19 protein-coding genes are annotated in these 21,772 nt (G+C 72.8%); 13 read left to right on the top strand and 6 right to left on the bottom strand.

Annotated features, from left to right (window positions below):
- Positions 1–131: 131 nt before the first annotated feature.
- Complete coding sequence (locus AB0F81_RS29300; RefSeq protein ID WP_360202369.1) at positions 132–1,169, bottom strand: ABC transporter substrate-binding protein; 1,038 nt, start codon at positions 1,167–1,169, stop codon at positions 132–134.
- Positions 1,170–1,360: 191 nt separating this feature from the next.
- Between AB0F81_RS29300 and AB0F81_RS29295 the strand changes: the two genes are divergently transcribed.
- The 3 genes from AB0F81_RS29295 to AB0F81_RS29285 are packed head-to-tail and all read left to right on the top strand — an operon-like array spanning position 1,361 to position 4,162.
- Positions 1,361–2,326, top strand: a complete 966-nt coding sequence (locus AB0F81_RS29295) for an iron chelate uptake ABC transporter family permease subunit (protein WP_360202367.1) — start codon at positions 1,361–1,363, stop codon at positions 2,324–2,326.
- A complete protein-coding gene (locus AB0F81_RS29290) occupies positions 2,323–3,345 on the top strand; it encodes an iron chelate uptake ABC transporter family permease subunit (protein WP_360202365.1) in 1,023 nt (340 codons plus the stop codon). Before AB0F81_RS29295 ends, AB0F81_RS29290 begins: the two co-directional genes overlap by 4 nt.
- 19 nt (positions 3,346–3,364) lie before the next feature.
- A complete protein-coding gene (locus AB0F81_RS29285) occupies positions 3,365–4,162 on the top strand; it encodes an ABC transporter ATP-binding protein (protein WP_360202363.1) in 798 nt (265 codons plus the stop codon).
- Between the two features lie 86 nt (positions 4,163–4,248).
- On the opposite strand, the gene lhgO is transcribed toward AB0F81_RS29285, so the two are convergent.
- From lhgO to AB0F81_RS29260, 5 genes are all read right to left on the bottom strand, one after another.
- The gene (gene lhgO / locus AB0F81_RS29280; RefSeq protein WP_360202361.1) at positions 4,249–5,445 is read right to left on the bottom strand and encodes an L-2-hydroxyglutarate oxidase; all 1,197 of its coding nucleotides are present in this window, start codon (positions 5,443–5,445) and stop codon (positions 4,249–4,251) included.
- 95 nt (positions 5,446–5,540) lie between these two features.
- Positions 5,541–6,881, bottom strand: a complete 1,341-nt coding sequence (locus AB0F81_RS29275; RefSeq protein WP_360202359.1) for a HAMP domain-containing sensor histidine kinase — start codon at positions 6,879–6,881, stop codon at positions 5,541–5,543.
- Complete coding sequence (locus tag AB0F81_RS29270; RefSeq protein ID WP_360202357.1) at positions 6,878–7,576, bottom strand: response regulator transcription factor; 699 nt, start codon at positions 7,574–7,576, stop codon at positions 6,878–6,880. Before AB0F81_RS29270 ends, AB0F81_RS29275 begins: the two co-directional genes overlap by 4 nt.
- Before the next feature lie 5 nt (positions 7,577–7,581).
- A complete protein-coding gene (locus tag AB0F81_RS29265) occupies positions 7,582–7,995 on the bottom strand; it encodes an FMN-binding protein (RefSeq protein ID WP_360202355.1) in 414 nt (137 codons plus the stop codon).
- 2 nt (positions 7,996–7,997) lie between these two features.
- Positions 7,998–9,353, bottom strand: a complete 1,356-nt coding sequence (locus tag AB0F81_RS29260; protein WP_360202353.1) for a ferric reductase-like transmembrane domain-containing protein — start codon at positions 9,351–9,353, stop codon at positions 7,998–8,000.
- A gap of 157 nt (positions 9,354–9,510) precedes the next feature.
- Here AB0F81_RS29260 and AB0F81_RS29255 point away from each other — a divergent pair, with 157 nt between their 5' ends.
- From AB0F81_RS29255 to AB0F81_RS29210, 10 genes are all read left to right on the top strand, one after another.
- Positions 9,511–10,107, top strand: coding sequence for a DUF4956 domain-containing protein (locus tag AB0F81_RS29255; RefSeq protein WP_360202351.1), 597 nt, complete (start codon positions 9,511–9,513; stop codon positions 10,105–10,107).
- Positions 10,104–10,844, top strand: a complete 741-nt coding sequence (locus AB0F81_RS29250; RefSeq protein ID WP_360202349.1) for a polyphosphate polymerase domain-containing protein — start codon at positions 10,104–10,106, stop codon at positions 10,842–10,844. Before AB0F81_RS29255 ends, AB0F81_RS29250 begins: the two co-directional genes overlap by 4 nt.
- 8 nt (positions 10,845–10,852) lie before the next feature.
- Positions 10,853–12,631 (top strand): carbohydrate-binding domain-containing protein, encoded by a 1,779-nt coding sequence (locus AB0F81_RS29245; protein WP_360202347.1) that lies wholly within the window; start codon positions 10,853–10,855, stop codon positions 12,629–12,631.
- Between the two features lie 148 nt (positions 12,632–12,779).
- On the top strand, positions 12,780–13,658 hold the full coding sequence (locus tag AB0F81_RS29240; protein ID WP_360202345.1) for a helix-turn-helix transcriptional regulator: 879 nt from the start codon (positions 12,780–12,782) through the stop codon (positions 13,656–13,658).
- Positions 13,659–13,727: 69 nt separating this feature from the next.
- The gene (locus AB0F81_RS29235) at positions 13,728–14,558 is read left to right on the top strand and encodes an AAA family ATPase (protein WP_360202343.1); all 831 of its coding nucleotides are present in this window, start codon (positions 13,728–13,730) and stop codon (positions 14,556–14,558) included.
- A gap of 210 nt (positions 14,559–14,768) precedes the next feature.
- On the top strand, positions 14,769–15,305 hold the full coding sequence (locus AB0F81_RS29230; protein WP_360202342.1) for a TOPRIM nucleotidyl transferase/hydrolase domain-containing protein: 537 nt from the start codon (positions 14,769–14,771) through the stop codon (positions 15,303–15,305).
- 92 nt (positions 15,306–15,397) lie between these two features.
- Complete coding sequence (locus AB0F81_RS29225; protein ID WP_360202341.1) at positions 15,398–16,354, top strand: phosphodiester glycosidase family protein; 957 nt, start codon at positions 15,398–15,400, stop codon at positions 16,352–16,354.
- Between the two features lie 5 nt (positions 16,355–16,359).
- On the top strand, positions 16,360–17,427 hold the full coding sequence (locus AB0F81_RS29220) for a glycosyltransferase family 2 protein (RefSeq protein WP_360202339.1): 1,068 nt from the start codon (positions 16,360–16,362) through the stop codon (positions 17,425–17,427).
- Positions 17,424–18,923 (top strand): GGDEF domain-containing protein, encoded by a 1,500-nt coding sequence (locus AB0F81_RS29215; RefSeq protein WP_360202338.1) that lies wholly within the window; start codon positions 17,424–17,426, stop codon positions 18,921–18,923. Before AB0F81_RS29220 ends, AB0F81_RS29215 begins: the two co-directional genes overlap by 4 nt.
- A gap of 49 nt (positions 18,924–18,972) precedes the next feature.
- Positions 18,973–21,759 carry a BTAD domain-containing putative transcriptional regulator gene (locus AB0F81_RS29210; protein ID WP_360202337.1) on the top strand — a complete coding sequence of 929 codons (2,787 nt, stop codon included), beginning with the start codon at positions 18,973–18,975 and terminating at the stop codon, positions 21,757–21,759.
- The last annotated feature ends 13 nt before the right edge of the window (positions 21,760–21,772 follow it).

Below are 21,772 nucleotides of genomic sequence, written 5' to 3'. Positions count from 1 at the left end.
GCACCCCTCCGCCATGCGCCCCGCGGGGCGCCGGGGGTCCCTAATGGGGCTCCGCGACCGGTGGGCCCTTTCGGGGCCCCGCCGCCCCGACGTCAAGGGGCGCGATGCCGCCGAGCCGGAGGCGAGGCCAGCTAGCTCAGCTTCTTGCTCTTCTTGATGGCGGCGGTGAGCGCCTCGAGCAGCGGGGCGGCGCTGTTCCACGAGTAGATCGGCACGGCCTGCCACGGGAAGACCTGGTTCGCCTTCACGGCGGGCAGCGCGTTCCACGCCGGCTTGGCGGCGAGGTCCTTCGGCTGCAGGGTGCTGGTCCGCGCGTCCAGGAAGATGATGTCAGCCTGGTACTTGTTGGCGTTCTCCCAGCTCAGCGACTCGTAGTAGTCACCGTCGGTGGTCTTCTCCGGGACGATGATGTCGACGCCGAGCTCCTTGAAGTACATGAGGTCGGACGACACCTTCGGGTTCGACACGTAGAAGATGTCGGGCGACCCGGAGGAGGCGAGCACCTTGATGCCACCGCTGGCCTTGGCGGCCGCGGTGAGGTCGGCGGCGGCCTTCTCGAAGCGGGCCTTGGCCTCGGTCACCTTCGGCGCGTTCAGGTCGGCGCCGAGCGACTTGGCCAGCTCGGCGTACCGCTCGATCGGCTTGGTCAGCGGGACCCGGCCGACGGTGATGGTGGCGGTCGGCGCGAGACCGAGGATCTTGTCCTTGCTCTCGTCCGGGATGTACCAGTAGGCGCCCGGGTCGAACATGTGGGTGATCAGCAGCTCGGGGCTGAGCGCCGCGTACTTCTCCACGGAGAACTCGCCCCACGCGTTGCCGATGATCTCGACCTTGCTGATGTCCAGGTCGCCGGCCTGCTCCTCGGCGGTGCCGTCGGCCTTCTTCGTCTCGCCGAAGACGCCGACGATCTTGTCCTGCAGACCGAGGTCGACCAGCGCGGCCGCGGTGCCGGTGAAGGCGACGATCTTGCTGGGGGTCTTGTCGGCCTTCAGGTCCTTCGGCTGGTCGTCGGTGAACGCCCAGGGGCCGGCTGCGGCGGCCGAGGAGGTGCCGGACGCTGACCCGGAGTCGTCGTTACCGCCGCACGCGCTGAGCAGCGCGCCGAGGGCGGTGGCGCCACCCGCGGCCAGCAGGCCACGACGGGACAAAGAAAGGTTCGAGTACGACATCGTCATTCTTTCCTAGGGGTACGACCGGCCGTCCGACCGAGTTGTTGGTTAGGCTAACCTAACGAGCCGAACGCGCGTCAACAGGATGAGCTGAACCGTGACGGGAGCCGCAACTGTCCACCTCTGACACCCTCACCGACCGGGGGTTAACCACCACGGCGCCGGCCGGGCCGGCGACCCGGCGCTCTTCCGTGCGCCTGATCGGCTTCCTGATCTCGCTCGTCGTGCTCGCGGCGGTGCTGGTGCTCAGCATCGGCTTCGGCGCCCGGTTCCTCGCGCCCGGTGAGGTGTGGGCCGGCCTCACCGACCCCTCGTCGCAGTACTACCAGATCGTGCACGAGATGCGCCTGCCGCGTACGGTGCTCGGTCTGATGGTCGGCATGGCCCTCGGCCTGGCCGGCACCATCATGCAGGCGCTGACCCGCAACCCGCTCGCCGATCCCGGCCTGCTCGGCATCAACGCCGGGGCCTCGGCCGGTGTGGCCAGCGCCGCGGTCTTCCTCGGCATCGGCACCTTCTACGGCTACATCTGGTTCGCGCTGCTCGGCGCCGCCGTGGTGACCGCGCTGGTGTACACGGTCGGCGGCGGCCGCTCGGCCACCCCGGCCCGGCTCGCGCTGGCCGGCGCCGCGCTCAACGCCACGCTGTACTCCTATGTGAGCGCCGCGCTGCTCTCCGACTCGCAGGCCATCGAGAAGGTCCGGTTCTGGACCGCCGGCTCGCTGGCCAGCGCCGACTTCGCCACCGTGGTGCGGTTGCTGCCGTTCTTCGCGGCCGGTCTGCTGATCGCGCTCGCCGCCGCCCGGCCGCTGAACGCGCTGTCGCTCGGCGACGACGCGGCCCGCGCCCTCGGCGCCCGGCCCGCGGTGGTCCGCACCGCGGTCCTGGTCGCGGTCACCCTGCTCTGCGGCGGGGCCACCGCGGCCTGCGGACCGATCGTCTTCGTCGGACTGCTGATCCCGCACATGGTCCGCCCGATCACCGGGCCGGACCTGCGCTGGATGCTGCCGTACACGGCGGTTCTGGCCCCGGTGCTGCTGCTCGGCGCCGACGTGCTCGGCCGCGTCCTGGGCAGCCCCGGCGAGCTGCAGGTCGGCACGGTCACCGCGGTGCTCGGCGGTCCCCTGTTCCTCTACCTCGTGCGAGCGGCCCGATGACCACACTCAACGGCACTGTCGGCAGCCGGGTCGGCATCCGCCCCCGCGCGGTCGTGGTGGGCATCGTCGCGGTGCTCGGCACCGCGGTGATCAGCGTCCTGACCCTGGGCACCGGCGAGTTCCCGATCGCGCCGGCCGACGTGGTGCGCACGCTGTTCGGGCAGGGCACCGCCGCGCAGGACTTCATCGTCAACGAGCTGCGCCTGCCCCGCATGATCACTGCGATCCTGGTCGGCATGGCCCTGGCGGCCGGCGGCGCGGTCTTCCAGTCGCTGGTGCGCAACCCGCTGGGCAGCCCCGACGTGCTCGGCATCACCAACGGCGCGAGCACCGCGGCACTGGCCGTGGTGATCATCGGCGGGTCCAGCACCCAGCTGTCGCTCGCCGCGGTGGCCGGCGGGCTCGGCGCGGCGCTGCTCATCTGGCTGATCGGCGGGCGGCACGGCCTGCACGGCTACCGGTTCATTCTGGTCGGCATCGGGCTGGCCGCCATCCTCACCGGCATCAGCGGATATCTGCTGACCCGCGGCGTGCAGATGGAGAACGCCCGGGCGCTGCTCTGGCTCACCGGCAGCCTGGACGGACGGGACTGGCAGCAGGCCGGGCCGCTGCTCGCCGTCCTCGCCGTCACCCTGCCGATCCTGCTGCTCGCCTGCGGGCCGGGGCTGCGGATCCTGGAGATGGGCGACGACGCGGCGGCGGCCCTGGGCGTACCGGTGGGCCTGCTGCGCACCGGCGCGCTCTTCACCGCCGCGCTGCTGGTCTCCTGCGCCGCGGCCGCGGCCGGGCCGGTGGCCTTCGTCGCCCTGATCGCGCCGCACCTCGCGAAACGCCTCACCCGGGCCCCCGGCCCCAACCTGGTGCCCTCGCTCTTCATGGGCGCGCTGCTGCTCACCGGCGCCGACTGGCTGGCCCAGCATGCCGGCCGTCCCCTGCCGGTCGGCGTCGTCACCGGCATCGTCGGCGGCGGCTACCTGGTCTGGCTGCTCACCACCGAACGCCGGCGCGGCCGGATCTGACCATGACAGGAGATCGAGAATGAGTCGCCTCAGCGGTAGCGGAATGACTCTGGCGTACGACAAGCGGGTCATCGCCGAGGAGCTGAGCGTCGAGATCCCGGACGGCTCGTTCACCGTGATCATCGGGCCGAACGCGTGCGGCAAGTCGACCCTGCTGCGGGCCCTGTCCCGGCTGCTCAAGCCGACCACCGGCACCGTGCTGCTGGACGGCGCCGACGTGCACTCGCTGCCCACCCGGCAGGTCGCCAAGACGCTGGGCCTGCTGCCGCAGTCGTCGACCGCCCCGGACGGCATCACGGTGGCCGAGCTGGTCGCCCGCGGCCGGTACCCGCACCAGAGCCTGATCCGCCGCTGGTCGAGCACCGACGAGCAGGTGGTCACCGAGTCGATGGAGGCGACCGGGATCGCCGACCTGGCCGACCGCAACGTCGACGAGCTCTCCGGCGGCCAGCGCCAGCGGGTCTGGCTGGCCATGGCGCTCGCCCAGCAGACGCCGCTGCTGCTGCTCGACGAGCCGACCACCTATCTGGACATCGCGCACCAGATCGAGGTGCTGGACCTCTGCGCCGAGCTGCACGAGACGCAGGGGCGGACGCTGGTCGCGGTGCTGCACGACCTGAACCACGCCGCGCGTTACGCCACCCATCTGATCGCGATGCGCGAAGGCAAGGTGGCGAAGTCGGGGCAACCCGGGGACGTGCTCACCGCGGAGCTGGTGGAGGAGGTGTTCGGGCTGCCCTGCCGGGTGATCGACGACCCGGAGACCAACACGCCGCTGGTCGTGCCGGCCGCCCGCCGCCGCCCCGCCGTCCTCTGACTCCTTCCTTCCGCACGCCGTGTTCGCGGAAAACGCCGGTCCGCTGTGGACCGAGCGTTTCCGCGGGCCGCCGCGCGCGCTCGGCGTCACCTGCCGAAGACGTCGTCCACCACGTGCTCGGCGATCGCCAGTGAGGACGTCGCGGCTGGTGAAGGGGCGTTTCGCACGGCGGTGATCGCGCCCAGCCGGTGGATCCGGAAGTCGTCGACGAGCGCGCCGTCGCGGTCCAGCGCCTGCGCGCGGACGCCCGCCCCGGCGCGGTGGACATCGGCCGCGCCGATCTCCGGCACGTACCGCATGGCCTCGGCCATGTAACGCCGTTTGGAGATCGATCCGCGGACCTCCTTGATCCCGGTGCGCCAGTGCCGGCGGGCCATCCGCCAGGTGCCCGGCCACGCGGCGATCCCGGCCAGGTCACGGATCGCGATGTCGCCGCGCCGGTACCCCTCGCGGGCGAGTCCGAGAACCGCGTTCGGCCCCACCTCGACGACGCCGGTGACCCGGCGGGTGAAGTGCACGCCGAGGAACGGGTAGCGCGGATCCGGAACCGGGTAGATCATGCCGCGGACCAGGCCGGCCTTCTCCTCGCTGACCCGCATGTACTCGCCGCGGAACGGGATGATCCGCGGTTCGGCGACGTCCCCGGCCAGCCGGGCGACCTGGTCGGTCTGGATGCCGGCGCAGACGATCACCTGGTTGACGGTGACGCTCTGCTCCCCGGACACGATCCGGATCGCGCCGGCCTCCTTGCGGATGGCGGTGACCGGGAAGCCGGTGCGCACCTCTCCCCCCGCCGCCCGGATGTCCTCGGCGAACGCCCGGGCGACGCCCGGGAAGTCGGTGATCGCCGTTTCCGGCGAATGCAGCGCGGCCAGGCCGGCGGCGTGCGGTTCGATCTCGCGGATTCCGCTCGGATCCACCCGTCGCAGACCGGGTACGCCGTTCTCCAGCGCCCGCCGCTCCAGGTTGTCCAGGCGCCCCAGTTCGTCCTCCCGAACCGCCACGACGAGTTTGCCGCACTCGTCGTACGCGATCCCCCGCCCCGCGCAGTACTCCCGCAGCAGCAGGCGCCCCCGGGTGCACAGTTCCGCCTTCAGACTGCCGGGCGTGTAGTAGATGCCGGCGTGCACCACGCCGGAGTTGTGCCCGGTCTGGTGCACCGCCACGTCGGGCTCCTTCTCCAGGACCACGACCCGGGTGCCCGGCCGGCGTAGGGAGATCTCCCGTCCGATCGCCAGGCCGACGATGCCGGCGCCGATGATCCCGATGGTCTCGTCCGCCATCCTGATTCCTCCCCGCTGCCTCACCCACCGAAGTGGACGGCGAAAGTCCTGACCTTGAATCAGTGCGCGGCGGCCAGGCCGTCGGCGTCTCCGGCTCAGCGTAGGTGGATCGTGACCAGCGTGCCGTGCGGGTGGTTCGGGCCGGCCGTGACCGTGCCGCCGTGCTGGGCGGCGGTCTGCGCGACGATCGCCAGCCCCAGCCCGGAGCCGGGCATGGCCCGCGCGGCCGGCGCGCGGTAGAAGCGGTCGAAGACGAACGGCAGGTCCTCCTCGGCGATGCCCGGACCGGTGTCGGCGACGGTGAGCGCCTCGGCCGTCAGCCGGGTAGTGACCGTGCCGCCGGGCGGGCTCCACTTGGCGGCATTGTCCAGCACGTTCACCACCATCCGCTCCAGCTCACCGGGACGGCCGCGGATCGTCACCGGGGCCAGCTCGGTGGCGAAGGTCAGGCCGGGCGCGCGGATCCGGACCCGGTTGATCGCGGCGGTCACCACCTCGGCCAGGTCCACCTGCTCGACCGTCTCCCGGCTGCCCTCCTCGCGGGACAGCTCGACCAGCTCGGCCGTCAGGGTGGCCAGCTCGCGGACCTGGGCGTCGACGTCGTCGAGCAGCCTGATCCGTTCCTCCGGCGGCAGCCGGTGCGCCAGCTCGGGCCGGCGCTCCACCGCCAGCAGCAGCTCGATGTTGGTCCGGATGCTGGTCAGCGGGGTCCGCAGCTCGTGCCCGGCGTCCTCGACCAGGGCCCGCTGCGCGCGGCGGGAGGCGTCGATCGCGGCGAGCATGGCGTTGACCGAGCGGCCCAGCCGGGCGATCTCGTCGGTCCCGGAGACCTCGACCGGCCGGGTCAGGTCCATCGTCACCGCGACCTCCTCGACCGCCCCGGTCAGCCGGTCGACCGGAGCCAGGCCGGCCCGCGCGACCGCGCGCCCGAGCAGCGCCGCCCCGGCGATCCCGGCCGCGCAGCCGACCGCCAGCAGCAGGGCGAAGAGCATCAGCACACGCCGGTCCGGGTCCTGGTCGACGGCGACCTGCACCGCTCCCCCGCCCGCGATCGGCACGGTCAGCATCAGATAGTCGCCGGGGCCGACCGTGACCTGCTCCTGCACCTCCTTGTGGCCGCCGGAGGCGATCTTCACAGCCACCGCGGTGACCGGCAGCGGAGTGGCCGTGCCGCCGACGACCGCGCCGGTGGGGTCCAGGATCTGCCAGCACGGTCCCAGCTCCCGGCCGCCGGGCCGGTAGTCGCCGCGCCGCGCCTCGGCGGCCAGCCACTGCTGCGGGTCGGCGGCGATGGTGCGGGCATCGGCCATCAGCTCGGCCGAGACCTTGCTCTTCTGGATCTCCCGCACGCTCAGGAACGCGCCCGCCGACACCACCAGCACCGCGGCCGCGACCGCGCCGGCGACCAGCAGCGAGAGCCGGGCATGCAGCGTCACAGCGGCTCCTCACGCAGCACGAAGCCCACCCCGCGTACGGTGTGCAGCAGCCGCCCCTCCCCCTCCGCCTCCAGCTTGCGCCGCAGGTAACCGAGGTAGACGTGCAGGCTGTTGGACCCCTCGCCGAAGTCGTAACCCCAGACCTGCTCGTAGAGCAGCGCCCGGGACAGCACCTGGCGCGGGTGCCGCAGGAACGCCTCGAGGATGGCGAACTCGGTGCGGGTCAGCCGCAGCGGCCGCCCGCCCCGCGACACCTCCCGGGTCTCCGGGTTGAGCCGCACGTCGGCGAAGCTCAGCCACTCCCCGTCCGGCGCGGACGAGACCGGCCCCGGCAGCGCCGATCGCCGCAGCAGCGCCCGGATCCGGGCCAGCAACTCCTGCAACGCGAACGGCTTGACCAGGTAGTCGTCGGCGCCCGCGTCCAGACCGGCGACCCGGTCGCCGACACTGTCCCGCGCGGTCAGCATCAGCACCGGCAGCACCACCCCGTCGGCGCGCAGCTTGCGGCAGGCGGTCAGGCCGTCCATCCGCGGCATGCTGACATCGAGGATCAGCGCGTCCGGCTCGCCGTCGCGCACCGCCTCGAGGGCCTGCGCCCCGTCCCCGGCGGTGTCCACCTGATATCCCTCGAAGCGCAGGGTGCGCGCCAGCGAATCACGCACCGCTACGTCGTCCTCCACCACCAGGATCCGCATGGCACCTAGCCTGCCAGTCCCGCCTGGTCGAGCGCCGACTGCAGTGACTCCCGGTAGCCGCCGCTGGTGTAGGTGGCGCCGGAGACCGAGTCGATGCCGGCACTCTGCGCCGCCAGCGTCGCCTCGACCAGCTGCGGCAGCGCCCGCGCGCTGATCTCGTCGTGCCGCGCGCTGCCGCTCGGGTGGACCGGCACGCTGACCGCGGTGATCTTCCCGTTCTCGACGGTGATGACGACCTGGACGTCGCCCTCCTGGGTCTGCACGGTGTCGCCCGTGTAGGTCTCGCCGGAAGCGGCGGGGGTGGCGGGAGCGGCGGCCACGGTCTCGGAGGTCAGGCTCGCGCCGGTGCTGGTGCGGTAGCTGAAGAGCAGCACCAGGACCGCCACGGTCGAGAGCAACCACAGGCTGATACGTCGCATTCTCACGGCCCTTCGAACAGCTCGGTGTGGATCCGCCGCGGGCGGGCGCCCGCGGCGATGGCCGCCACGCGGACCTCCGCGGCCCAGTCCCGCGGGCCGCACAGGTAGACGTGCGCGCCCGCGATCCCGGGAACGACCTGCGGCAACGCCGCGGCGGGATGGTCCGCGCGGCTGCCCACCAGCGGCACCACGCGCACCCCGCGCCGGGTGGCGAACCACTCCAGCTCGGCCCGGAACGCCAGGTCCGCCTCGGTCCGCACCCGGTGGACCAGCGTCGCCTCACCGTCGCGGTAGGGCAGCTCGCCGAGCAGCGACAGCAGCGGGGTGATGCCGATGCCGCAGGCCAGCAGCACGACCGGGCCGCCGTCGTAGTGCTCACCGGTCAGCTTGCCGTAGGGTCCCTCGATCAGCACCCGGGTGCCGGGCCGCAGCGCGGCGATCCGGGCGCTGCCGTCGCCCTGGTTCTTCACGGTGATCCGCAGCGTGTCCGGCTGCGGCGTCGCCGACAGGGAGAACGGATGCGAGCGGGTCCAGCCCGGCCCGTCCAAGAACCGCCACTGGAAGTACTGCCCGGCCCGCACCGGCAGCGCGGACAGCTGCCGGCCGGTCAGATAGACCGAGGTCAGCCCCGGTCCCTCCGGGACCACCCGGCTCACCTCCAGGCGGTGGCGCCGGTTGCGCCAGAGCGGCAGGCCGATCCGGTACGCGAGGACGGCGCCCGCCGCGGCCAGATAGAGGGTCCACCAGTACGCCCGTGCCCAGACCGAGCCGGTGAACTCCGAGCCGGTCCAGATCTGATGCGGCAGCGCCAGGCCGACGCCCAGGTAGGCGTAGAGGTGCAGCAGATGCCACGACTCGTGACGCAGTCTCCGGCGGGCCGCCCGCATCGAGGTCACCACCACCAGGAGCAGCAGCGCCGTGCCGGCGGCGGCGAGCAGCATGCCGGGGTAGGTCCGGACCAGGTCCCACAGCTGCGCGAAGGCGTTCCGCCCGGCCGCGTAGCCCAGCGTGATCGTCACGATGTGCGTGACCATCAGCCCGAACGAGCCGAACCCGGTCCACCGGTGCCACCGGGCCAGCCGGTCCTGCCCGAACGCCCGCTCCACCAGCGGGATCCGGGCCATCAGCAGCACCTGGAGCAGCAGCAGGTCGGAGGCCCACAGGCCGGTGAGCCGGCCGAGCGCGGTGAGCGCGCCCGACCCGCCGGCGGCGAGTTCGCGCGCGCCGCCGTTGCTCACCCAGAGGGCGGTGACGACGAGCAGGCTCAGCCCGGCGGCGACCCCGCCGGCGTCGCCCCACCAGCGGGGAGCGGCGCGCCGGACGGTCCGGACAGGTGCGGGTGCGGTCGTGGTGGTCATGACACCACCGTCGCCGCGGTTCCTAAGAAGCTCCCGGGACGACCGTAAATGTTCGCTAAGAACGGCTCAGACCCACCGCACAACAGCCTCACAGGGTCCGGACAGCGAGTGACCCCTCAATGGGAACAGCTGATGAACTCCCGCTGAAGGACTCGCCTTGAACACTCTGCTCGCTGTCGCCGCGGACCTGACCGCGATAGCCCTCCTGACCTTCGGTGTCTACTTCCCCCGGCACCGCCGCCGCGACCTGGTCGCCGCGTTCCTCGGGGTGAACATCGGCGTCCTCGCGGTCGCGATCGTGCTCGGCAACACCGCGGTCGGCGCGGGCCTCGGCCTCGGCCTGTTCGGCGTGCTGTCGATCATCCGGTTGCGCTCCGACGAGATCGCCCAGCACGAGATCGCGTACTACTTCGCCGCGCTGGCGCTCGGCCTGATCGCCGGGCTCGGCACCCCGGACCTGCTGCACGGCGCACTGATGCTGCTGGTGGTGGCGGCCCTGTTCGTCGGCGACCACCCGGCCCTGTTCCGCCGCTACCGCAACCAGCAGCTGCGGCTGGACGTCGCGTACACCGACGAGGACGCGCTGCGCGCCCACCTGGAGGCGGTGCTCGGCGGCCAGGTGACCAGCCTGGTGGTCAAGCAGGTCGACCTGGTCAACGACAGCACGCTGGTGGACGTCCGGTTCGTCGCCGCGCCGGCCGGGCCGGTCCGCCGCGAGCCGAGCCCGCGGGTGGAGCGGGTGAGCGTCCGATGACGCGGTCCTTCGCCCCGATCACCCTGGACGAGCTGGTCGGCGAGGCGGCTCTGCTGACCCGGCTGGACCGCAAGTACCTGCTCCCGGCCGCGGATCTGCCGGGCGCGCTGGAACGGATGCCGGCGGACGTGCGGATGCTGGAGATCGACGGGCGGCGCGCGTTCGCGTACCGGTCGGTCTATTTCGACACCGCCGGCCTGGACGCCTACCTGGCGGCCGCGCGCCGCCGCCGGCGGCGCTTCAAGATCCGCATCCGCACCTACCTCGACACCGGCCAGGCATTCCTCGAGGTCAAGACGCGCGGCACGCGCGGCTTCACGATCAAGGACCGGATCGCGTACGCCGGGGACAGCGCCCGTCTGAGCCCGGAGGGTCTGGCGCACACCGGCTCGGTGCTGGCCGACGCCGGCATCCCCGCCGACGGACACGAGTTCCGCCCGGTCCTGGCCACCTTCTACCGCCGCACCACGCTCTACGTCCCGTCCACCGGCAGCCGGGTCACCGTCGACACCGACCTCGCCTGGACCCTGCCGGACGGCTCGACCGTCCGGATGCCGGACACGGTGATCGTCGAGACCAAGACCGCGCGGGCCGCCTCCGACGTCGACCGGCTGCTCTGGTCGTCCGGGCACCGCCCGTGCTCGATCTCCAAGTACGCCACCGGGCTCGCCGCCCTGCGCCCCGAACTCCCCGCCAACCGGTGGCACCCCGTGCTGCGCCGCCACTTCACCCGCTGAGGAACCTCATGAGAATCCGTAAGACGTTCGTCGCCGCCGCTCTCGCCGCCGTCCTGCTGGGCGGATGCTCCACGGGCACCGGCAGTGCCGCCGGGACCACCACCACCGCCGCCACCGCCGCGACCGCCGCCGTCGACGCATCGGCCGTGGACGGCACGCTGACCGCCGCGGCGGTGCTGGCGGCCAACAAAGCCGCGCACACGGCCGCCGCCGCGGACGCCTCGAACGCCGCCGAGATCACCCTCTCCGGCACGTCGGCCGTCTCCTCCGCCGACGGGGTCACCGTCGACGGCTCCACCGTGACGATCACGAAGGCCGGCACGTACCGGGTCAGCGGCACCCTCACCGACGGGCAGCTCGTGGTGAACGCCCCGGACGCCACCGTCACCCTGATCCTCGACGGCGCGTCGATCACCAGCTCCACCACCGCGGCGATCGCCGCCACCGAGGTCGGCGAGCTCGTCGTCCAGCTCGCCGACGGCACCACCAGCGAGCTTGCCGACACCTCGTCGTACGCGGAGGATGCCGACGTCAACGCGGCCCTGTTCAGCGCGGGCGACCTGACCGTCACCGGTGGCGGCACGCTCACCGTGACCGGCAACGGCAACGACGGCATCGCGAGCAAGGACGGCACCCTGATCCAGTCCGGGACCGTCACCGTGCGGGCCAAGGACGACGGCATCCGCGGCAAGGACTACGTGGTGGTCGACGGCGGCACGATCACCGTCACCGCGGGCGGCGACGGGGTGAAGGCCGACAACGCCGACGACGCCGACTCCGGATATGTGGCGGTCGCCGGCGGCGCCCTGACCGTCGAGGCCGGCGGGGACGGGGTGGACGCGGTCACCGACATCGTCACCACCGGCGGGACGGTCACCGTCACCTCCGGCGGCGGGCACACCGTGCAGCCCAGCGACGACACCAGCGCCAAGGGCCTCAAGTCGGGCGTGATCACCGTGCTGGAAGGGGGCACCACCAGCGTGGACGCCTCCGACGACGCGGTGCACAGCGACGGCGCCGTGCACTTCGCCGGCGCGACCGTGACCGTGGCCAGCGGCGACGACGGGGTGCACGCGGAAGGCCAGCAGATCGTCGACGGCGGCAGCCTCACCGTCACCGCGGCGGTCGAAGGGTTGGAGGCCGCCGACTTCGTGCTCAACGACGGCACCGTGCGGGTCACCTCCAGCGACGACGGCATCAACGGCGCCGGCGGCACCGGCGAGACCACGCAGGGCGGTTTCGGGGGCGGCGGCAACGACGTCGGCGACTACTCGGTCACCGTCAACGGCGGCACCCTGGTGATCGACTCGGAGGGCGACGGCCTCGACTCCAACGGCACGGCGACGATCACCGGTGGCACCGTGGTGGTCAACGGCCCGCAGCGCAACGGCAACGGCGCGCTCGACGTCAACGGCAGCTTCACGATCAGCGGCGGGGTGCTGCTCGCCGCGGGCAGCGCCGGCATGGTCGTCGCCCCGGGCACCGACTCGGCGCAGGGCTGGCTCTCCGCCACGCTCGACAGCGCGGTCGCGGCCGGCACCACGGTCCAGATCGTGAACTCCGGCGGTGACGTGGTCGCCAGCTATGTGACCAGCAAAAGTGTGCAGAACATCGTCTTCTCGTCGTCGGCGGTCACGTCCGGTGAGCAGTACACGATCCACACCGGCGGATCCGCGAGCGGCGACAGCACCGGCGGGCTGAGCACCTCCGGCGAGCTGGGTTCCGCCACCCAGGTCGCCACGGTCACCGCCGGTGACGCGCCCGCGGGCGGCCACGGCCCGCGCTGACCCGGCCCCCTCGCCACCCCCGGCCCGTGCCGGGGGTGGCTGTCGTCCCCGTCCTGGGTATGCTGACCTCGACCCCTGCTCTCCCGTCCACAAAGGACCTGGTGAGGGTGGTTGCGGCGTCGACACGACTGCGACCGGGGAGGACCGGGTGGGCAACGAGAACGAGGGCGGCGGCGCGACCGTCCGCCGGCTTCAGCTCGGCGCGCACCTGCGCGCCCTGCGGCTGGCCGCCGGGCTCACCCGCGACCAGGCCGGATACTCCATTCGCGGCTCCGAGTCGAAGATCAGCCGGATGGAGCTGGGCCGGGTCAGCTTCAAGGAACGCGACGTCACCGACCTGCTGAAACTCTACGGCGTCGAGGACCCGGCCGAGCATCAGCGCGTCCTCACCATGGCCCGCGAGGCGAACGCGCCCAGCTGGTGGCACGCGTACGCGGACGTGCTCGACACCTGGTTCCAGAACTACCTGGACCTGGAACAGGCGGCCGAGCTGATCCGCACCTACGAGGTCCAGTTCGTGCCCGGCCTGCTGCAGACCGACGCGTACGCGCGGGCCGTCATCCGCCTCGGCCACGACAACGCCACCCCCGGCGAGATCGACCGCCGGGCCAAACTGCGGATGGCCCGCCAGCAGGTCCTCGACCGCAGCGACGGCCCCCGCCTCTGGGCCGTCCTCGACGAGGCGGTGCTGCGCCGGCCGATCGGCGGCCGCGCGGTGCTGCGCGAGCAGATCGAGGCTCTGATCGCCGCCTGCGACTCCCCCAACGTGCGCCTGCAGGTGATGCCGTTCGACTCCGGCGGCCACGCCGCCGCCGGCGGCGCCTTCAGCATCCTGCGCTTCCCGCACGACAAGGTCCCCGACGTGGTCTACATCGAACACCTCACCAGCGGCCTCTACCTGGAGCGCCGCGAGGAGGTCGACCACTACGCGGCGGCCATCGGCCGCCTCTTCATCGAGGCCGACCACCCCAGCCGAACCCCCGACTTCCTCCGCAAGCTCCTCGCCGAACTGGAGTCCCCGGGCTAGCCGCTCATCCCCTCGGCGCGCCAGCCGAATAGCGTCGACCGTCCAGCGACGATGCCGCATGCTGGCTCGATGCGGGTGACCGAGATAAGCATTCGTACCTTCCTGGGTATCGACCGGGTAACGGTGAGCACCGATCGTCCGCTCACTGTCATCACCGGCGCGAACGGGTCCGGTAAGTCGAGGCTGATTCACGCCCTGCGGATGGCTCGGGCTGCTGTTGCCGGCGCCGACCGGATCAGTGACTCGACGTTGGACACCGAGTGGGCGGGTGCCGGCCACCACGGCAGCGGATCGTTCCAGGTGAAGGTTCGGATCGATTTCGGCGAGCCGGACGAGCGGAGCCTGCTCGAGGCGTTCCACTGGGCGGCGGCCTATGCGCTGCTGCACCCCGAAGGCGAGCATGCGGATCAGCTGGAGGACGCCATCGACGCGCACCTTCCCGCTGACGCCGTGGTGCCGCTGCTGTCGGGCTGGCTGATCGTGGACTTCGACCAGTGGCGACGCCATCACTGGCAGGTCGCCTGGGAGTTCGCCCGCAACGACGGCGTGGCACACGTCCAGCTCATCGGGCCGGAGGCCGGCAACCTGGTCGACGGCTCGGTCGAGGAGCCCGACAGCCGCAAGCAACGCTTGGTGGACCTTGTGCCGTCGACGAACAACGTGATCGAGCGGATCCGCGACGGCATCGCGATCGATCCCCTGGCCCGCCTCGACAACGCCGTCATCGAATTCGTCGCGGCGGCCACCCATTTCCGCACGTCCACGCCGCAGAAGATCGCACTCCTGTGGCGGCGGATCGGCTTCACCCCAGGCCCACGGGAGCGAGGAGATCCAGGAGATCTTCCGGACGCTGACCGGCAGCAGGCTGGATTGCACGCAGCACGTCTCGACGGTGGGTGATCAGCAAACCGTCATGGTGACACCGATCGTCTCCGACGATGACGACCGCGACATCCCGCTGCGGCCCGCCGGCGCCGGTGCAGCGGAGGCGTTGTACATCGCGGCCCTGCTCGCCGACGAACGACGCTGCACCTTCCTGGACGAACCGCTGAGGAGCCCAGGACCGCGGCGGCCGATGCGAAGATCATGGCGTCGAGCGAGGTCCGTGCCATGCTGTTCGCGGCGGGCGTGGTGTTCTTCGAGGGATCGACGGATCAGGCCGCCTTGGCGGTCTGGCTGGACACCAGCGCCACGGGAGAGCCGACTCCCGACGAGAAGAACGTCCTGTTCCTTTCGGTGGACGGCCAGAACTCCTTCGGCCAGTTCGTGGGCCTCGCCCGCCGTCTCGAAGTTCCCTGGGCCGTCGTCGCCGACGGTCCAGCACTGCGACCCGGCAGCACCATGGCCGGGCAGCTTCATGCACTCGGCGTCGCCGTGCCGTCCGCGGCAACGGCCCTGGAAGACGTTCGCGCCGCGTGGGCGGCGCAGGGCGTGTTTTCCTTGGCGGACGCATTCGGTGACGACGGAAGCAAGGAAGGGGAAATCGAAGCATTCCTGGAGCGGGTCGACTCCGCTGCGCTGACTGCCGCGCGTAAGGCCGTCGGCGCGAAGAAGGGCAGCCGGGTCGGCGCGGCCTTCGCCGCGGCGGTCGCGCCGCCCAAGGAGGTCGTCGAGCTCTGGCGCGCCGTCCAGGAGCGGCTTCGGTGAAACGGCGGGCACACCGCGACGGGCCGGATGTATAAGCTCGCCGACGGCTGGGGCACAGACGGGGCACAAGCCCGGCCGGTTCACTTCTCGGCGTGACTGATGAAACCGCAGCTCAACGCACCTCCCGCAGGATCAGCCGGCGCGGGCTTCTGGCCGGCGGGCTGGGACTGCTGGCCGCCGCCGGGGGCGCCGGCGGGTGGGCCCTCGACCGCTACGTCGTCGACCACGTCGAGGTTTCCGGCGCCTCCGGCATGGTCGCCACCAACGTGGTGGCCGCCCAGGCCGACACGGGCGGCACCGCTACCGCGAGCGGCTACACCAGCGACACCGCGACGATCTCCATCGAGACGGTGAGCACCGGGACCGGCTCGGACAGGGTGACCTACTTCGTGGCGGACGTTCAGGTCAGCGACGCGACCATCGTCCGGTCCGCGTTCGCCGGCGACCGGTTCGGCGAGAACATCATCGCCAACCCGTCGGAGATCGCCGCCTCGGTGGACGCGGTGCTCGCGATCAACGGCGACTACTACGGGTTCCGGGACACCGGCATCGTGATCCGCAACGGGGTGAAGTTCCGCGACGCGGGCGCCCGGCAGGGGCTGGCGTTCTACGCCGACGGGTCGGTGCGGCTCTACGACGAGACCGCCACCAGCGCCGACGAGCTGATCGCGGCGGGAGTGTGGAACACGCTGTCGTTCGGGCCGGGGCTGGTCGAGGACGGCCGGGTGCTCAGCGGCATCGACCAGGTGGAGGTGGACACCAACTTCGGCAACCACTCGGTGCAGGGCAACCAGCCGCGCACCGGGGTCGGCCTGATCGGCACCAACCACCTGCTCTTCATCGTGGTGGACGGCCGCAGCACCGGGTACAGCCGCGGCGTCACCATGCCGGAGTTCGCGCAGATCTTCGCCGACCGGGGCGCCCAGGTCGCCTACAACCTCGACGGGGGCGGCTCCTCGGCGATGGTCTTCCGGGGCGGGCTGGTGAACAACCCGCTCGGCAAGGGCCAGGAGCGTGGCACCAGCGACATCCTCTACGTCGCGGGCTGAGCGCCATGATCGTGCTGATTCCCGCGTACCAGCCGGACGAGCGGCTGCCCGGCCTCGTCGCCCGGCTCGGCCACCACCGCGTCCTCGTGGTCGACGACGGCAGCGGTCCCTCGTACGCCGAGGTCTTCGAAGCAACGCGCCGGGCCGGCGCCGAGGTCGTCACGCTGGACCATAACCGGGGTAAGGGTTTCGCGCTCAAGACCGGGTTCGCGCACATCGAGGCCCGCCACCCGGGTGCGGACGTGGTCTGCGCCGACAGCGACGGCCAGCACCGGCCGGAGGACATCGAGGCGGTCGCCGCCCGGGTCGGCGCCGGCGGCGCGGCGATGGTGCTCGGCGTGCGGCGGTTCACCGGGCGGGTGCCCGCCCGCAGCCGCTTCGGCAACGCGGCGACCCGGCTGCTCTTCCGGCTGGCGACCGGCTGCGCGGTCACCGACACCCAGACCGGGCTGCGCGGTTATCCGGCGCGCATGCTGCGCACGCTGGGCACGGTGCCGGGCGACCGGTTCGAGTACGAACTGCGGCTGCTGTTGCGCGCCGCCCGTGACCGGATGCCGATCGAGGAGGTCGAGATCGCCACCGTGTACCTGGACGGCAACCGGTCGTCGCACTTCCGGCCGGTACGGGACTCAGCCCGCGTCTACCGCCCGCTGCTCGCCTTCGCCGGTTCGTCGCTGCTCGCCTTCGCGCTGGACGCCGCGCTGCTGGCCGGGCTGGTCGGCTGGACCGGCGAGCTGGCCGCCTCGGCGGTCGCGGCCCGGCTGGTCAGTGCCACCGTCAACTACACGGTGAACCGGGGCGCGGTGTTCCGCGGCGGCGAACGGGTGCCGCACCGGCGGGCGGCGCCCCGGTACGCGGCGCTCGCCCTCGCCTCGCTGACCGCGAACGTGCTGCTGCTGCATCTGCTCTCGGCGCTGACCGGCTCGCTGGTGGTGGCCAAACTCGTCACCGAGGCGAGCCTGTTCGTGGCCGGGTTCGCGGTGCAGCGGGCGTACGTCTTCGGCCGCGTGCACCTGAACCGCAACCGAACGGCAGCGGACCGGCACCGGCCGCCCCTCACGCTGGGGGCATGAGCAGCGCCTCCAGCACCGCCGTGGTGACGCGGCGTGTCGCGGCCTGGCATCTCGCCCTGGCCGCCGCCCCCGTCGTCATCGCCGCCTACTTCACCCTGGTCCGCCTGGACGTGCTGCCCGGCACCCAGGTGGCGCTGTACGTCAGCGCCAACGCGGCGTTCGGCGTGGCGTGCCTCTACGCCGCCCGGCGGCATCCCGCGCTGCGCAAGTTCCTGCTGCTCATGGCAGGTTCCGCGGCGGCCGGCGTCACCGCCGACGTGATCTTCTACGTGCAGGCGCTGACCCTCGACGAGGTGCCCTACCCGGGCATCGCGGACGCGTTCTACCTCGCCTCGTACCCGCTGATGGCGCTCGGCCTGCTGCTCGTGATCCGCCGGCGGACCCCCGGCTGGGACGGGGCCAGCGCCATCGACGCCGCCATCGTCGCGGTCGGCGCCGGATATCTGGTGTTCGAGTTCATCATCGCGCCGACCTGGGAGAGCGGCGGCCACGGCCTGGCCGCCTTCGTCTCGGTCGGCTACCCGATCGGCGACCTGATGCTGATCATGGTGGGTGCCCGCCTGCTGCTCGGCGCCGGGCCCCGCTCGACGTCGCTGCGCCTGATCGGCGGATACCTCGGCCTGGTCCTGGTCGCCGACACGATCTACAGCATCCAGCAGATCAACGGCACCTATCAGGTCGCCAACTTCCTCGACGCGTTCTGGATCACCTCGGGCTTCCTGCTCGCCGCCGGTGTGCTGCACCCCTCCGCGCCGAAGCTGATCAGCGACTCCAGCGCGGCCACCCCGGACGCCACCACCGGCCGGCTGGTCGTCCTCGCCGTCGCCGCGATGATCGCGCCGACCTCCATGCTGGTCCAGGTCGGCCTGGGCAAGAACCCGCAGGTGGTCGCCGCCGCGAGCGTCTGCAACCTGCTGTTCCTGCTGGTCCTGGTCCGGATGACCGGCCTGGTCCGGGCGCAGCGGCTGGCCGCCATCACCGACGGGCTGACCGGCCTGCGCAGCCGCCGCTACTTCGAGGAGTCGCTCGGCAACGAGAGCGCCCGCGCCGGCCGTTACGGGCTGCCGCTGAGCATGCTGCTGCTCGACATCGACCACTTCAAGCGGGTCAACGACACGTACGGCCACAACGGCGGCGACCGGGTCCTCGTCGAGGTCACCCACCGCCTGCAGGAACTCGTCCGCCCCGGCGACGTGGTGGCCCGTTACGGCGGTGAGGAGTTCGCCGTGCTGCTGCCGAACACCGGCCCCGAGCAGGCGTGGGAGATCGCCGAGCGGATCCGCCGCGGGGTGAGCGCCGCGCCGATCGCGGTCACCGAGGACCGGCTGTCGCGGGTCACCGTCTCGGTCGGCACCGCCGGCATGCCGGCCGTCGGCTCCACCGACGAGCTGGTGCTCGCCGCCGACCGTGCCCTCTACGCCGCCAAGAACGCCGGCCGCAATCAGGTCGCCGCCGCCGACGGCGTCGAGCGGGTCGCCCAGCCGCAGGCGGCCTGAGCGCGGACCGGGTGTCGGCCGGGCGGCGGCAGCAGTCACAATCGTCGCCATGCGGTTCGGCTTCCTGGGCCCGCTTCGAGCGGAGCACCCCGACGGGCGGCCGATCCCGCTCGGCGGGCGCCGGCTGCGGGCCCTGCTGGCGATGCTGCTGCTCGACGCCGGCCGGCCGGTCGGCATCGAGCGCCTGATCGACGGCCTCTACGGCGAGCAGCCGCCGGCCGGCGCGGGCAACGCGCTGCAGTCGCAGGTCTCCCGGTTGCGGCAGGCGCTGCCGGTCGAGCTCGGCCCGGCGGGTTACCGGCTCGCTGTCGAACCCGGCGAGGTCGACGTCCACCGGTTCACCGAGCTCGCGGCGGCCGGGCGGCGGGCCCTCGCCGCGGACGACGCCGAACGGGCCGCCGGTCTGCTGCGGTCGGCGGTGGCGCTGTGGCGCGGGGAGGCGCTGGCGGACGTGCGCGACGCGCCGTTCGCGGAGCCGCAGGCGGCGCGCCTCACCGAGCTGCGCCTGACCGCGATCGAGGACCTGCACGAGGCCCAGCTACGCCAGATCGAAGCCGGGCCCCGAAACGAAACCGCAGCGCAGCAGCGGAGCCCGTTCGAGGCGCGGCCCCGAAGCGAGACCGCGCCGCAGCCACAGAGCGAGACCGGGGCGCAGCAGCGGAGCCAGTTCGAGGCGCGGCCGCGGGCGGCCGCGGGGCTGCTGCCGGGCGACGCGATCGCCGAGCTGCGCGAGCTGACAGCCGCGCATCCGCTGCGCGAGCGACCGCGCGCCCTGCTCATGCGCGCGCTGGTCGCGGCCGGACGCCCGGCGGAAGCCCTTGCCTCGTACGAGGACGCGCGCCGCACTCTCGCCGAGGAACTCGGGGCCGACCCGTCACCGGAGCTGACCGCCGTGCACACGGCCGTCCTCCGCGGCACCGAACCCTCCGCACCCACCCCGGTGCACACCGCCGCACCGGCCCGGCTCGGGCTGCCGACGCAGTTGACCAGCTTCGTCGGCCGCGACGACGAGCTCGCCCGGGTCGCCGCCGCCCTCGGCACGGCGCGCCTGGTCACGCTGCACGGCCCGGGCGGCGCCGGCAAGACCCGCCTGGCCGTCGAGTCCGCTGCCCGCCACCCCAGCGACGCCTGTTTCGTGCCGCTGGCCGCGGCCGGCGACGACGACGTGCCCCGGGCCGTGCTCACCGCCCTGGGCCTGCGCGACCTGCGGCTCAGCGACATGCCCGCCGCCGAGGCGCCGCCGCCCGCCGACCGGCTGGTGGCCGCCCTCGCCGACCGGCGCCTGCTGCTGGTGCTGGACAACTGCGAGCACGTGGTGGACGCGGCCGCCGCCCTGGCCGGCCGGATCCTCGCCGCCGCGCCCCGGGTCCGGATCCTCACCACCAGCCGGGAAGCCCTCGGCATCACCGGCGAGACCCTGGTCCCGGTCTCCGGCCTGTCGGTGCCGCCCGCCGACGCCACCGGCGACGACCTCGCCACCTTCGCCGCCGTCCGGCTCTTCGCCGACCGCGCCGCCGACGTCTCCCCCGGCTTCCGGGTCACGCCGGAGAACGCCGCGGCGGTCCGCCGGGTCTGCCGGATGCTCGACGGCCTGCCGCTCGCCGTCGAGCTGGCCGCCGCCCGCCTGCACGCGCTGCCGGTCGCCGAGGTGGCCGCCCGCCTCGACGACCGCTTCCAGCTGCTGTCGCGCGGCAGCCGCACCGCCGAGTCGCGGCACCGCACCCTGCAGGCCGTGGTCGCCTGGAGCTGGGACCTGCTCACCGAGCCGGAACGGATCCTGGCCCGCCGGTTCACCGTCTTCGCCGGCAGCGCCGGCCTGGACGCCGTCGAACGGGTCTGCGGCCCCCTCCCGGACACCGTGGAGATCCTGGCCGGGCTGGTGGCGAAGTCGCTCATCGAGCGGGACGGCGACCGCTACCGGATGCTGGCGACGATCCGGGCGTACTGCGCGGACCGGCTTGCCGAGGCCGCGGAGCAGGACCGGGTGCGGCTCGCCCACGCCGCGTACTTCGTGGAGCTGGCGCGCCTGGCCGACCCGCGCCTGCGTACCGCTGACCAGCTGGAATGGTTGGACCGCCTGGACGCCGACCGGGACAACTTCCACGCCGCGCTGCGGCGTTCGTCGGCCGGCGGCGACGCCGGCACGGCGTTGCGCCTGGTCTCCGCCCTCTCCTTCTACTGGTGGCTGCGCGGGCTGCGCGCCGAGGCCACCGACCTGGCCCGGCAGGTGCTGCGCGACACCGGCCCGGAGCCGCCCGCGGACCTGATCGAGGAGTACGCGCTGTGCGTGCTGACCGCGACCCTCGGCGGCACCGAGCCACCCGCGCCGCGCTGGGCGAACTTCATGATGACGCTGACCGGCCCGCCCGCCCAGCCGTTCCTGCTCTACCTGTCGGCGATGGCCGTCGGCCCGCCGGACGCCGCCCCCGGTGAGGTGGTCGCCCTGAACCGGCGGCTGCGCGGCACGCTCGGCGGGGAGCCGTGGAGCGACGCGCTCGGCGGGATCGGCGGCGGCTGGATGCTGCTGTTCGCCGGGGCCACCGCGGACGAGGCGGAGGCCGACTTCGCCTCGGCACTGGCCGGGTTCCGCAAGCTCGGCGAGCGCTGGGGCACCATGCTGGCGCTCTCCGGAGTGTCCGAGATGGCCATCTGGCGCGGCGAGCCGGCCGCGGCGATCGAGCCGATGGACGAGGCGTTGCGGCTCGCCGGCGAGCTGGGCTCCACCGTGGACGTCGCCGACCTGCTCCGCGGCCGCGGCGAGGGCCGAGCGCCGAGCAGCGCGATCGGGCTGACCGGGGTGGTGGCGAGCCGGCGCAGGATGCCCTTCTCACGGTAGTTGGCGAGCACGG

The sequence above is a fragment of the Actinoplanes sp. NPDC024001 genome (genome assembly GCF_040638955.1).
Taxonomy (GTDB): Bacteria; Actinomycetota; Actinomycetes; order Mycobacteriales; family Micromonosporaceae; genus Actinoplanes.
This window is presented reverse-complemented; position numbering and strand designations above follow the sequence as displayed.

Excerpts from the sequence above, each read along its gene's own strand:
- AB0F81_RS29300 (WP_360202369.1), bottom strand. The coding sequence starts at position 1,169 with ATGTCGTACTCGAACCTTTCTTTGTCCCGTCGTGGCCTGCTGGCCGCG.
- AB0F81_RS29290 (WP_360202365.1), top strand. The coding sequence starts at position 2,323 with ATGACCACACTCAACGGCACTGTCGGCAGCCGGGTCGGCATCCGCCCC.
- AB0F81_RS29285 (WP_360202363.1), top strand. The coding sequence starts at position 3,365 with ATGAGTCGCCTCAGCGGTAGCGGAATGACTCTGGCGTACGACAAGCGG.
- lhgO (WP_360202361.1), bottom strand. The coding sequence starts at position 5,445 with ATGGCGGACGAGACCATCGGGATCATCGGCGCCGGCATCGTCGGCCTG.
- AB0F81_RS29270 (WP_360202357.1), bottom strand. The coding sequence starts at position 7,576 with ATGCGGATCCTGGTGGTGGAGGACGACGTAGCGGTGCGTGATTCGCTG.
- AB0F81_RS29265 (WP_360202355.1), bottom strand. The coding sequence starts at position 7,995 with ATGCGACGTATCAGCCTGTGGTTGCTCTCGACCGTGGCGGTCCTGGTG.
- AB0F81_RS29260 (WP_360202353.1), bottom strand. The coding sequence starts at position 9,353 with ATGACCACCACGACCGCACCCGCACCTGTCCGGACCGTCCGGCGCGCC.
- AB0F81_RS29250 (WP_360202349.1), top strand. The coding sequence starts at position 10,104 with ATGACGCGGTCCTTCGCCCCGATCACCCTGGACGAGCTGGTCGGCGAG.
- AB0F81_RS29245 (WP_360202347.1), top strand. The coding sequence starts at position 10,853 with ATGAGAATCCGTAAGACGTTCGTCGCCGCCGCTCTCGCCGCCGTCCTG.
- AB0F81_RS29235 (WP_360202343.1), top strand. The coding sequence starts at position 13,728 with ATGCGGGTGACCGAGATAAGCATTCGTACCTTCCTGGGTATCGACCGG.
- AB0F81_RS29230 (WP_360202342.1), top strand. The coding sequence starts at position 14,769 with ATGCTGTTCGCGGCGGGCGTGGTGTTCTTCGAGGGATCGACGGATCAG.
- AB0F81_RS29220 (WP_360202339.1), top strand. The coding sequence starts at position 16,360 with ATGATCGTGCTGATTCCCGCGTACCAGCCGGACGAGCGGCTGCCCGGC.
- AB0F81_RS29215 (WP_360202338.1), top strand. The coding sequence starts at position 17,424 with ATGAGCAGCGCCTCCAGCACCGCCGTGGTGACGCGGCGTGTCGCGGCC.
- AB0F81_RS29210 (WP_360202337.1), top strand. The coding sequence starts at position 18,973 with ATGCGGTTCGGCTTCCTGGGCCCGCTTCGAGCGGAGCACCCCGACGGG.